Annotated in this window: 12 protein-coding genes; all 12 read right to left on the bottom strand. The window is 36.9% G+C overall.

From position 1 onward, the window contains the following. Positions 1-54 precede the first annotated feature (54 nt). Positions 55-441: an START-like domain-containing protein gene (locus tag NZD88_RS09360; RefSeq protein WP_169236921.1), complete on the bottom strand. Its 387-nt coding sequence runs from the start codon at positions 439-441 to the stop codon at positions 55-57. 189 nt (positions 442-630) lie between these two features. After that, positions 631-1806 (bottom strand): aspartate aminotransferase family protein, encoded by a 1176-nt coding sequence (locus NZD88_RS09355; RefSeq protein WP_259828944.1) that lies wholly within the window; start codon positions 1804-1806, stop codon positions 631-633. A 133-nt stretch (positions 1807-1939) separates the two neighbouring features. Then, positions 1940-2716, bottom strand: a complete 777-nt coding sequence (locus NZD88_RS09350) for a hypothetical protein (protein WP_259828864.1) — start codon at positions 2714-2716, stop codon at positions 1940-1942. A 2-nt stretch (positions 2717-2718) separates the two neighbouring features. After that, a complete protein-coding gene (locus NZD88_RS09345; protein WP_259828863.1) occupies positions 2719-3546 on the bottom strand; it encodes a hypothetical protein in 828 nt (275 codons plus the stop codon). Between the two features lies 1 nt (position 3547). Next, positions 3548-4471 carry a hypothetical protein gene (locus NZD88_RS09340; RefSeq protein ID WP_259828862.1) on the bottom strand — a complete coding sequence of 308 codons (924 nt, stop codon included), beginning with the start codon at positions 4469-4471 and terminating at the stop codon, positions 3548-3550. Positions 4472-4740: 269 nt separating this feature from the next. Next, positions 4741-6474, bottom strand: a complete 1734-nt coding sequence (locus tag NZD88_RS09335) for an OstA-like protein (protein ID WP_259828861.1) — start codon at positions 6472-6474, stop codon at positions 4741-4743. Positions 6475-6477: 3 nt separating this feature from the next. Then, positions 6478-6951: a Fur family transcriptional regulator gene (locus NZD88_RS09330; protein ID WP_034731532.1), complete on the bottom strand. Its 474-nt coding sequence runs from the start codon at positions 6949-6951 to the stop codon at positions 6478-6480. Positions 6952-7018: 67 nt separating this feature from the next. Then, entirely contained in the window at positions 7019-9013 is a 1995-nt protein-coding gene (locus NZD88_RS09325; RefSeq protein WP_259828860.1) for a KUP/HAK/KT family potassium transporter, read from the bottom strand. A 116-nt stretch (positions 9014-9129) separates the two neighbouring features. Then, complete coding sequence (locus NZD88_RS09320; protein WP_034748438.1) at positions 9130-10110, bottom strand: pyruvate dehydrogenase complex E1 component subunit beta; 981 nt, start codon at positions 10108-10110, stop codon at positions 9130-9132. A gap of 100 nt (positions 10111-10210) precedes the next feature. Next, positions 10211-10825, bottom strand: a complete 615-nt coding sequence (locus tag NZD88_RS09315; RefSeq protein WP_259828859.1) for a hypothetical protein — start codon at positions 10823-10825, stop codon at positions 10211-10213. Position 10826: 1 nt separating this feature from the next. Next, a complete protein-coding gene (locus NZD88_RS09310; protein WP_259828858.1) occupies positions 10827-11324 on the bottom strand; it encodes an RNA polymerase sigma factor in 498 nt (165 codons plus the stop codon). A 107-nt stretch (positions 11325-11431) separates the two neighbouring features. Then, a complete protein-coding gene (locus NZD88_RS09305; RefSeq protein WP_259828857.1) occupies positions 11432-11851 on the bottom strand; it encodes a DUF2147 domain-containing protein in 420 nt (139 codons plus the stop codon). Between the last annotated feature and the right edge of the window lie 158 nt (positions 11852-12009).

Here is a 12009-nt window from a genome sequence, read left to right as displayed (position 1 = left end):
AAAAATAATGAACGATAAATCGTTCATCAGTTTTACCATTTAATTGTGTCCGGCTTATGCCGCACCTAATTTTATTCTAAGGTTTTCTATAAGGTTTTCCCAATACAATGCATTTTCCTCTTCATCTCCTTCTTCACAGAAATCTGTAATATTCAGGGCCAGATCTTCTGTAATATCGTCTACTGTAATTGTCATTTCAAAGAAATGTTTAGTCCCTTCATCTTCTTCCCATCTGAAACGTACGAAACCTTCAGGCTTGTATCTAATCAAAGTGGCCTTTTCAGCAGGTCCTCCACCCCAACTAAAAAAGAAATCATCTCCTTTCTCTGTTACCTCATCTGCAAACCATTCAGATAATCCCTCAGCCGTCGCCAGATATTCATATAAAATCTCTGACAAACAATGCATTGGAAATTCGTAATGGACTTTATGTTTCGCCATATAATCTTTGTTTTTATCGTCCCGCAATATATAAATTAATTTTTTTATTACACAAAAAAGCAATTATTTTTTTAAAGAATCTTCATGATATTTATCACAGGTTTCAAATATATATTCAATATTATTTGCATACCGAAAATTGCCATGTAATACATAAAAAATCTCTCCAAAGTGGAGAGATTGTATCGTTTAGTCTTCATTCAAAATATCCAGAATAATCTTACAGCCCTGTCTGATTTCGTCTAAGGAAATCGTTAATGGCGGTGAGATCCTCATATATTCGTTTCTGTAAAGCTGCCAGAATACAATAAGGCCCTTTTCCATGCATTTTTTAGCTACGGTGAGGGTATACTCAGGTGTACCGAGATTGACCGCAAGCATCAGGCCCTTCCCATTGATATTTTTAATCTTCGGATGGACAAGAAGTTCTCTGAACAGTTTTTCTTTTTCAGCGGTTTCTTCCATCAGGCCGCTTTCCAATACTTCTTTCAAAGTGGCATGACTTGCTGCTGCGATCAGAGGATTTCCTCCAAATGTGGTAATATGTCCTAATTTGGGTGAGTGCGAAAGTGTTTCCATAATTTCTCTGGAACTCATAAAGGCGCCTACCGGCACCCCGCCTCCCATTCCTTTTCCCATCACCAGAATATCGGGAACAATTCCAAAATGTTCAAAAGAGAATAATTTACCGGTTCTTCCGAATCCTGGCTGGATCTCATCAAGGATCAGAAGTGCGCCTACTTCTTCACATCTTTTTTTAAGATTAATCAGATAATTACCTTCAGGGACAAGAAATCCTGCCGCACCCTGAATGGTTTCTAAAATAACGCAGGCTGTTTTCTCTGTAATTTTATCAAAATCATTTTCATTGTTGAATTCAATAAAGCGGACCATCGGTAAAAGCGGACGGAATTCTCTTTTATGGGTTTCATTCCCGGACACACTCAATGCGCCGTGTGTATTCCCGTGATATGAGTTTTTAAAGGAAATAATTTCTTCTCTTCCCGTATACCGTTTTGCCAGTTTCAGGCTTCCGTCGATAGCTTCTGCCCCGCTGTTGACGAGATAGGTAATTTCCAGAGGATCCGGAGTGGATTCTGCCAGAAGTTTGCATAATGCGATAGGTTTTTCCTGTGCATATTCTCCGTAAACCATGACGTGCAGGTATTTGTCTGCCTGTTCTTTGATGGCTTCCACCACCTTAGGATGTGAATGTCCCAAAGTATTGGCAGAAACCCCTGCTACAAAATCCAGATATCTTTTTCCATCTGTTCCGTAGATAAAGCTTCCTTCTGCTTTTTCAACTTCAAAACCTGCTGCAAATTTTGTGGTCTGAGCCTGATATATAAAAAAGTCCTTGTGCATGTCCATTATCGCGAAAATTTTCAGCAAAGCTAAAAAAGATTCAGCACATGCAGAAATTATCGGTCCGGAATAAAAAAATACCCTTAATAAAAATTAAGGGTAAAACATAAATAAAAAAGTAGAATGTTGTTTTTTAAAACACTTTTTCCACTGTTACGTAGCTATTATTAATTACATTATAGGCTGTTGTTCCGCCAACTTCAGAAATCGCCTCTAAAGTAATATACTGCCCCTGAACTACATACACTGAAAAATCCACACTGATTTTCCTGATTGTCCCGTCAAAATTCACTGTATTTTCTAGAAGTTGAAATCTCTTAGCGTCATTGACGTATAAACTTGCCCCTAATCTACTGCTAAATGCACCCGCAGCTCCGGTAAAATTCAGACTTACATTCACTCTGTACAAACCACTTTCACGAATGTAAAGTCTGTTCAAATCTGCACCTGTAGTAGCTGCATTTGTTTTAAGTCTTAACGGATCCGCTAAAAAATTGGGTTTATCAATTAAAGAGTTAATAGGAAGCATTACGGAACCTGAAGTGGTATTGACCGGATTGATTCCAAAACGGGAAACATTGTCAGATTCAATTTCAAAAGCTTTGCTCCAAACCAGCCCGTCGAATACCATCGCCTGACCTGTACTTTTAACAAATAAGAGCATTCCTCTCAAAGCTTCAATCCTGGTCGCAGGGGTATTTACTCCTGTATAAGGTAAATCGGTCTCAGTTTCAACAGCCGGCAGACCAAAACCTTTGACCCCGGTGGCTTCACTTGTATTGGTGATATACATCATTACCTGATCATTACCATTAGCATTGGAATCAGGATTGGGTATATTTGTAAAATTGACTTGTGCACTATACATGTTTAATCCAAGTATGAACATGCAGAATATATATTTTTTCATGATTAATAGGCTTTGATTAAACGTGCTCCGATATATGAGTTTACAGAATTGGTATCTGTGCCATAAGCAGACAGAGATCCTCCTGACCCACCAACAGTTGTTATCGTTGGAACAACCCTTAGTTCAGCACCAGCTGGTAATGATACCGTTTGAGAAAAACTGGATGTTTTACTTCCCTGAGTATCAATGATGAATATGATAGAGTAATTACTCTTGGTAACAATAGTTTCCCAAGCCGAAGCCGGTGTATATTTAACCTGTAGTGTTAATTTAAATTCTGTAATCCCTATTTGGGCCCCTACGCTCCCACCGGTAAAACCCAAAGCTGCAGCTATATCATACATTCCATTTTGTTTGATGGTCACGGAGCTTGCATTTTTCAGAAGCAGATTATCAACAAGAACTTGACTTTTATCATCTGGTGCAAGATAAACCGGTGCACCTAAAGAAAGGCATATTCCAAGTCCAAAAGCTAAACAGGGGATGGTAATACCCGAAGAAATACCCAATCTTGAGCCTTTCAATTGAAAAACTCCCTGTAACTGTCTTGCCGGATTCCAGGCAAAGCCATCATATTTGTAATATTGATCATCAGCTTTATTATAGATAAGACCTCCTACAAGATTAGGATAGTCGCTAAAAAGATCTGTTGATGCCGCATCATACTTAGGAAAAGTGGTATAGGTATTAGAATATGGAAGGATCACTCCTCTTGTACCGTCCTGAACTTTCAGTATATTTTGATTGCTAACAGTGCTACTACCGATAGTAACTTGTGCCATTAATGCATAATGAGAAATAAGCACGATAAGTAATGTAATCTTTTTCATCTTATTGCATGTTTATTTTTTCAACAATAATCTCTGATACACCATTTCCTGTGGTATTCATTGAAAAAGACAATACATTCCCTCCAATGATGCCGGTACAAACCCCTGTTCCAATGTTTTGGTTTCCATAAAATCTAAGTCTTAAATTATCACCCGCCTCAAAACTCCCTATATAGGTAAGCACTAATGATTGTCCCACATCAATGGCACCTGGCGTTAAGCTCCCTAAGGATAATGCACCGCTGGTAGAACTGGTGGTATTATTTGTAATAGGTCTCCAAGTAGCAGGCGCTGCTGCAGTACTTGTTTCCAGATCAACCTTTGAGTATAAATTAATGGTTACTCCTACGCATAGAGCTGGCGTTTTAACATCTATGGCTCCGCTTTTAAAAGAAATTTTATACAAACCTCTTGTTTTGATATTAATGATATTGCTTGTGGCTGATGCGAGGGAAACATCTGCTGAAATATCATTATAACTTGGACTAGAACTTGTAAAAGGAACATCCATTGCTCCTCCTGCCTGCGGACAAAGCCTGTTGACACCTCCACATCCTAATCCACACGTTCCGCAATCTGCTGTTACAACAGCACTTCTTATAAAACGTGCCATTTTGTTGTTCTTCAGACTGGTCACAATAGGATCTGATATTTTCCAGACGGTCCCGTCATTCTGTACGATGCTTCCGGTTTCTCTATTGAAAATAATGGAACCCTGTGTCCCATTCCCTGTTGTACCAACTGCAGATGTAGGCAGTACCGCAGCTGTATTGGCCCGGGGCATTCGGGCTGCATTATTATCCTGTTTTACATGCAGAAGCGCTCTTGTATCAGGTTCAAAGCCCGGGGCTTTCGCAATCCCAACTTGTGCACTGACCCTGATGAAGCAAAAAGCAAGGGCCAAGAGGAAATAGTTGATTTTCATTTTTAAATTTTTTATCATTTTTTGTGTATTAAATTTATAAAATATTATAACTTAAATGATAAAACTTTTAAAAAATTAGCGTTAAATAAAAAAAGAAGAGAAAAAACGTAGGTTTTAAAGGGTTTTTAGGCACTTTGTGATTAATTTTAATCTGAAAAAATGGCAATTATTCACGTTTTATTGAAAATTTATATCGTTTGACTGCAAAATAAATCACCATTTCAAATAGAAAATGGTGATTTATTGTTTTCGTTGAAATTAATCAAGTCTTATTTTTTAACCCTTTTAGGTTTTTTAGCTTCTTCTTTGGCTCTTTCTTTATCTATAGCCTCCTGAGCTTTATTAAACAATTCATTGTCAGAAGAATATTTTATTTCTTCGTAATTAGGGCTATCGACAAGAATATCCTGCCATTTTCTGATCCGGTCTTTGGTATTCCAGTTGAAGTCGGAGAACTTTCTTTTCTCCGGCTCTATTTTACTCATGGGATAGGTATCTGAGTTGGCTCCGATGCTGCATGAGATAATTTGTAATCCGGTTTCTTCAAACAATGCTCCTATGATCCCACAGGTAGAAAGCGTAATACCGATTCTCTGCGGCTGTTTTGTTTCCTGATCTACATCATCTACGTAAGCGATGGATTGGGCATTTCCAACTACTCTGGCTTCTTTAATCTCGTTATTCTGATAGTAAACGGTCATAAACTTTCCTTTCACCTGGTTAAATTCATCTTTAAGGTTCAATGAATCTACCTTGCTTATAGCAAAGGCATTTCCAATGACTTTTAGTGAATCTATATTTTCCGTTTTGGTATTGAAATAGGCTTCAATTTTATCACCGGTTACCTGTTTTTCACCGCTCCAAAGAATTGGTTTTGTATACATATGCATGATCCCATCTGTCTCGTTGAAGGCAATGGAATCTGCTCTACCCTGTGCATTCGATTTATAGATACGTCCTTTTTTATAAGCTCTTAAAAAGCTTTTCTTTATGGTAATATCTGCCAAATCCGGTCTCTGATAAGAGAGAATCTTTTCTGCTGCAAAATAAATGGAGTCCTTTTCCATGATTTTAACGGCATAAGGACTTTTGGTCATCATGGCAGAATCTTTCTTTTGGAAAATCTCTCCGTATCCTCCTTTGAGGTACCTCCTTTCTATAGGATCGTCCAGAGTAACATTCCCGGTTGCTTTCCCGAAACCTGTGATGTTATTAAAATACATATCATCACCGGTAAGGATCTTATCATTATAAAATATTTTGGAGTTTTTAGTAAGGAAGGCTTCCTTGGTCTCCATTCTGTAAGTTCCTCTTTCTGTATAAATCCGGTTTTTAGGATTTGCACGGTTGGTGATCGTCGTAGGTCCAAAAAACTCAGCAACTTTTGTATTCTGATTTTGTTTGATATTGACTCCGTCTATAATATAATCCGGAGTATCTATTTTCACATTATCAACAAAATCTATCATTTTGGTATTGAGAAAATAGGTTGCAGACTTGGTGTACATAACGTTCTGCCCCTCATAAATCGTTCCTCCGGTATTGAAATACGCCTGATTGGCAAGTCTGTCGTAATAAAGAATATCAGTTTTGATGGTCTGTTTTGGATCAGTAAGAACCACATCTTTTTTGGCCACCCCTTTCTGGGTAACACCATTATACTCCATTTCGTGGGCAGTGATAACAGAACCGTCTGCATTCTGCAGCTTTGCATTACCAATCGCCTTTACGAGACTTTGATCATTATAAATAATAACCTCATCGGCATAGAGAATAGATCCCTGATGCTCTATCTGCACGTGACCTACCATGTACTGGCTTCCTTCGTACTTGGTGTCTTTTTTAAATTCATCGGCATGGATGATCTTCACCTTATCTTCAGGTCTTACTGCCGGTAAAGGTTTGCCTTTATTTTGAATATAGGGATCCATCTGCGTGGTTTTATTGTCCTGTGCGGAACTGAACGCAGAAATAAAAAGTAACAGAAAAAGAAATATTCTCATTAATTAATCATTCTTAGTACCATAGAAATACAGCGAATGCGAATCAATATTTACGCCAAAGGCTTCTTCAATTGCTTCTTTAATTCCCTGAATTCTTGGATCGCAGAATTCTATGATTTCTTCAATTTCTTTATCAGAGCCTTTTTTGTAGATCACCAAGTGGTCATGCTGCTTGTCAAAATAAGACTTCTCATAAGATGAAGAGGTCAATGTTTTTTCTCCAAACTGATGCTTACGGATCAAACCGGCATCAAGGAAAATTTCAATAGTGTTGTAAATGGTTGCTTTTGAAACATGATATTTCTTCTGCATCATCAAAAGATACAGATCATCCACATTGAAGTGGTGATCCATATTATAAATCTCTTCCAATATCGTATATCGTTCAGGAGTGTTTCTGAAACCCTTTTCTAATAAGTAGTTTCTTAAAACATCCTTGATCAAGGCAATATTTTTTTCTTTTTGTATTGTATCCATCAAAAAAATTATCTACAAATTTATTGATTTTTATTTAAATACACCGCATGGTTTGGTGTCCGGACCTTTAGGAATTATGACGGAAGAAGCCAGATTGCTCAATCTTGCTGTCATAAACCGTCAGTTCTGTAATGGGTGCAGACTCCACTTCCACGTTATGTGATGATACTCCCCACGCTTTAAAGTCATCACTTCCGATGTACTTCACAAAGTTATAGATATTGAGTGTAATCTTCTGTTTAACAGTTAAAAGTATATCGTTAATATATGTATTATCTATAATCACATACTTCAGATCTGGTGGAATATTATGGGATCTTAAAGATGGATGGCTGCTTCTTGAAGGAATGGTTCCGTCTGCCATAAGATCTTTCAATACCATATTAAAATAGTCATTGATCCTACGGTCTACTTTAAATCCTAAAAGGAAATTGACCTTATATACTGTTCCAGGTAAAATTTCATCTACGGTATATTTGAAAGTATAAGGATCTTCCTGATTGACAATACTTAATATAAAATAATGATCTGCTCTTTTCGGTTGTTTCTTGATGATGGAATAGATGATTTTTGACTCTACCTCATCATTTCTTTTAGCTCTGCTCAGATAAGCAAGATTGGTCGCATATTTTGGAATGCTTTCATCGAGTTTCATATCTTTTATGATAGATACATATTTCTCAATTTTCACAAACTGGATAAATCTTGTTTTTATCAGTCTTCCGTTATACCAAGCGTACATAGAGATCCCAATAGAACCAGCTAAGACCACTGTGATCCAACCGCCTTCCATGAACTTGATGATATTTGCGCTAAAGAATCCTAGTTCAATAGACAGATATATCAAGGCAAAGAATAGAATTAATACTTTACTTACTCTATGTTTTAATAACCAGAAAATAAGCAAAATTGTTGTCATCAGCATTGTGACTGTGATGGAAAGTCCATAGGCGGCTTCCATTTTCCCTGATTCTCTGAAATGGAGCACTACAATAATACATAGAATCAGAAGGCCCCAATTGATTCTTGGAATATACATTTGTCCTTTAACTCCAGAAGGATAATCGATTTTTTGATTTGGCCATAAGTTAAGAGACATTGCTTCTGAGAAAATGGTAAAAGAACCTGTAATTAAGGCCTGACTTGCAATAATTGCTGCTGCAGTTGCCAAAATTACTCCTGGTACAATCATCCATTCTTCCATGATTCCAAAGAATGGGTTGACTACAGAAAAGCCCGGTTTTGCATGATTAGTTAAAAGCCATGCTCCCTGTCCCAGATAGTTTAAAATCAGCATGATCTTCACAAATCCCCAGCTTACTCTTATATTTTTAGCACCGCAGTGTCCTAAGTCCGAATAAAGAGCTTCTGCCCCTGTTGTACAAAGAAAAACAGCACCAAGAATCACAATTGCACTGGGAGAGTTAGCAATAAGTTTATAGGCATAATAAGGGTTGAAAGATCTCAGGATTTCCAAATTTTCGCTCAAATGCATGACGCCCAATCCTCCTAATACAAGAAACCAGACAACCATTACAGGACCAAAAAATTTCCCGATAAAACTGGTCCCAAACTGCTGCACCACGAAAATAACAATGAGAATTCCGATCGTAATGGGAACAACAGGGGTATGCGGATTATAGATCTCAAGACCTTCAATAGCAGACATCACGGTAAGTGACGGTGTGATTACACCATCTGCAACAAGTGCAGCTGCGCCTATAATAGCAATAAGGTAGAGCCATCCTTTTTTAAGGTTTTTAACTAATGAGAACAAGGCTAAAATACCTCCTTCTCCTTTGTTATCTGCTCGTAAGGCAATTACTACGTATTTTATTGTAGTCTGAAGAGTTAATGTCCAAATAATACAGGAAAGAGCTCCTTCTATGTATTCGTTGAAAGGCATATTGCTACCACCATCTCTCGCATTTACAATCGCTTTCATTACGTAAAGCGGTGATGTCCCGATATCCCCGAAAACAATTCCGAGAGAGACTAAAACTCCAATAAAAGAAAGTTTTTTTATGTCAAAATGATAACCTTCTTCTGTAACGTCTGCCATGTCAGCTTATTTTTTTTAAACGCGCAAATTTATACTAATTTTATGACGTCAAGAACTATTCTTCATGAATAGAATAAATGAAAAAACTTCCTTTCGGAAGTTTTTCTCTATAATAGTTATTTTACGTACATCGCTTTTTTGATTTCCTCTTTCACTTTTTCAAGCTTAGGGAACCATTCTGCAAACAGTGCAGCTGAATATGGTGCAGGTGCATCAGGAGTGGTAATTCTCTTGATAGGAGCATCTAAATAATCAAATGCTTTCTGCTGTACCATGTAAGTAATTTCAGAAGATACTGAACCGAATGGCCAGGCTTCTTCCAGAATCACCAATCTATTTGTTTTTTTAACAGAAGCTAAAACTGTATCAAAATCCAGAGGACGAACTGTTCTCAGATCGATCACTTCTACAGAGATTCCTTCTTTGGCCATATCTTCAGCAGCCTGGATAGCCAGCTTCATAATTTTTCCGAAAGAAACTAAAGTAACGTCTGTACCTTCTCTTTTGATATCTGCTTTTCCGATTGGTAAATAATATTCTTCTTCAGGAATTTCCATTTTGTCTCCGTACATCTGCTCAGATTCCATAAAAATAACCGGGTCATTATCCTGAATAGCTGTTTTCAGCAATCCTTTCGCATCGTAAGGATTTGAAGGAACGACTACTTTAAGACCAGGAACGTTGGCAAACCAGTTTTCAAAAGCCTGAGAGTGTGTAGCTCCCAATTGGCCTGCTGAAGCAGTAGGACCTCTGAAAACGATAGGACAGTTCCACTGACCACCACTCATCTGACGGATCTTAGCCGCATTATTAATAATCTGATCAATACCTACCAATGAGAAATTGAACGTCATATACTCTACAATTGGTCTGTTACCATTCATCGCAGCACCTACAGCAATCCCTGTAAAACCAAGCTCAGCAATGGGTGTATCGATTACTCTTTTAGGACCAAATTCATCCAACATTCCTTTTGAAGCTTTATACGCACCATTGTATTCTGCAACTTCCTCCCCCATTAAAAAGATGGATTCGTCTTTACGCATTTCCTCGCTCATTGCTTGTGCAATTACCTCACGAAAAGTATATTCTGCCATATTTATTTGAAAAATTTAGACTACAAAAATAGTGTTTTTTTATTACTAACATAACAAAAAAGGCATCTCATTGAATGAGATACCTTAAATATTAATTGAATTAAAAAGGTTTTTCTTCCGCCTGGCTCAGTTCTCTGTAGTTTTTTCTGAGATCGGACAGGATTTTGCCATACGTTCTTTTATAAATCAGATACAAAAGATAAAAGCTGACAAGCATACAAAATCCAAACAAAGCATAATTTCCCAATTCAGGATCCATACTTTCGGGATTGGTATGGGTTACAATATGATGCCCTTTGTTCCATCCATCTTTTACACCTGCCATAAAATCCTTTGTATAGAAATCAAAATGAATCAGGTTATCCAGAATAATCAGAAAAAAAGAAATTCCTGCATAACCTAAGATCAGCTTTCTCAGATCCAGAATGTTTTTCATCAATGACAGGGAGTTCTTTCCGGTTTTCAATCTCCGGAACAATAAAACGGTAAGGATTATAAATCCGGAAAACAGGATGATTCTTAGATAAGGAAATTCTCCATTAATATATCCATACACCGACCACAACATAATTTCTGTTAAACCAATCACCAATAATGTTTTCGTCACAGAAACGGACCTGTGTTTGATCATGGAATAAATTTCATTTTCAGAATAATCTTTAAATTCTCCTTTATCTTTATTCCAGTCTTTTTTCAAAAGTTCTAATTCTTCCATATTATCTTGTGCTTATTTTGGATCTTAAATTATTCTTTGCCCTGTTCATTTTCACCCTTGCATTACCTTCTGTTATCCCCAGGATCTCTCCAATCTCTTTATACGGTTTATCTTCCAGGTACATCATGATTAAAGCCTTTTCTACATCGGATAGTTCATGGATAGCTTTGTACATTTTTTTTAGTTTGTGCTCATTATCTTCATATGCTTCATATTCTATTTTCAAAGAGGAAACGTCTACATCAGCGTGCTTTAGTTCTTTTTTCTTTGGTTTTCTGAAAAGAGTCATCGCTGTGTTGAGTGCAACTCTGTACATCCACGTTGAAAATTTAGCTTCTCCTTTAAACCCGGGAAAAGATCTCCAGAGCTGGACGGTAATCTCCTGAAAGAGATCTTCATGATCTTCAACATTATCTGTATATATTCTGCATATTTTGTGAATAAGCCTCTGGTTGGGCCTAAAAAAATCAACAAAAGTTTTCTCCAGTTCTGTGCTCATACCCTATGAGTGGAAAGTTTTTATTTTCGTTACATATTTTTTCAAAAAAAATAAAAAAACGGCATCTCATTGCTGAAATGCCGTCTTAAAATTCTATTTAAATTGGGTTAATTTACTTTATCCCAAATCTGAGTTCTTCCTAATATGGAAACTCCCATATATCCTCTTACATTCAGTTTGTCACCACTTTTTGTGATGGTACATTTGTAAGTTTTACCTGTTTTAGGATCTGTAATCGTTCCTCCTGTGAATTCATTACCGTCTTTTTTAAGCCCTCTGATGATCTCCAGTCCTAAGATTGGTTTTCCTTTTCTGTCATCTTTACAAGAAGAACAGTTTGGATCTGCAGGCTTTATAAGCAGCTGAGAAACTTTTCCGTAATACTTTCCATCTGACTTTTTATAGATTTCCACAACAGATTTAGCCTGCTTTGTTTCATCATCTATAGTCTTCCACTTGCCTTCAATCTGTGCAAACGATAATACGCCAAACAGAGACAGCACGAATGTTAATAATAATTTTTTCATATTTCTTATTGTTTTAATTCCGATATACGTTATTTGTTATCTATCTATTGCTAAAAGTATAAATTAAATTTTAAACATACAAAAACTTTTACTATACAGAGCATATGATAGGCCAAAGTGTAAACAGGTTATGTTAATAGTTATGATGATACAAGAGC

Source organism: Chryseobacterium pyrolae (genome assembly GCF_025153485.1).
Taxonomy (GTDB): domain Bacteria; phylum Bacteroidota; class Bacteroidia; order Flavobacteriales; family Weeksellaceae; genus Chryseobacterium; species Chryseobacterium antibioticum.
The sequence above is the reverse complement of the archived record's forward strand: the minus strand, read 5'-3'. Positions and strand labels throughout refer to the sequence as shown.

Coding starts and splice junctions, on each gene's coding strand:
- NZD88_RS09320 (WP_034748438.1), bottom strand. CDS start 10,110: ATGGCAGAATATACTTTTCGTGAGGTAATTGCACAAGCAATGAGCGAG.
- NZD88_RS09335 (WP_259828861.1), bottom strand. CDS start 6,474: ATGAGAATATTTCTTTTTCTGTTACTTTTTATTTCTGCGTTCAGTTCC.
- NZD88_RS09345 (WP_259828863.1), bottom strand. CDS start 3,546: ATGAAAAAGATTACATTACTTATCGTGCTTATTTCTCATTATGCATTA.
- NZD88_RS09340 (WP_259828862.1), bottom strand. CDS start 4,471: ATGAAAATCAACTATTTCCTCTTGGCCCTTGCTTTTTGCTTCATCAGG.
- NZD88_RS09360 (WP_169236921.1), bottom strand. CDS start 441: ATGGCGAAACATAAAGTCCATTACGAATTTCCAATGCATTGTTTGTCA.
- NZD88_RS09315 (WP_259828859.1), bottom strand. CDS start 10,825: ATGGAAGAATTAGAACTTTTGAAAAAAGACTGGAATAAAGATAAAGGA.
- NZD88_RS09330 (WP_034731532.1), bottom strand. CDS start 6,951: ATGGATACAATACAAAAAGAAAAAAATATTGCCTTGATCAAGGATGTT.
- NZD88_RS09310 (WP_259828858.1), bottom strand. CDS start 11,324: ATGAGCACAGAACTGGAGAAAACTTTTGTTGATTTTTTTAGGCCCAAC.
- NZD88_RS09305 (WP_259828857.1), bottom strand. CDS start 11,851: ATGAAAAAATTATTATTAACATTCGTGCTGTCTCTGTTTGGCGTATTA.
- NZD88_RS09325 (WP_259828860.1), bottom strand. CDS start 9,013: ATGGCAGACGTTACAGAAGAAGGTTATCATTTTGACATAAAAAAACTT.
- NZD88_RS09350 (WP_259828864.1), bottom strand. CDS start 2,716: ATGAAAAAATATATATTCTGCATGTTCATACTTGGATTAAACATGTAT.
- NZD88_RS09355 (WP_259828944.1), bottom strand. CDS start 1,806: ATGCACAAGGACTTTTTTATATATCAGGCTCAGACCACAAAATTTGCA.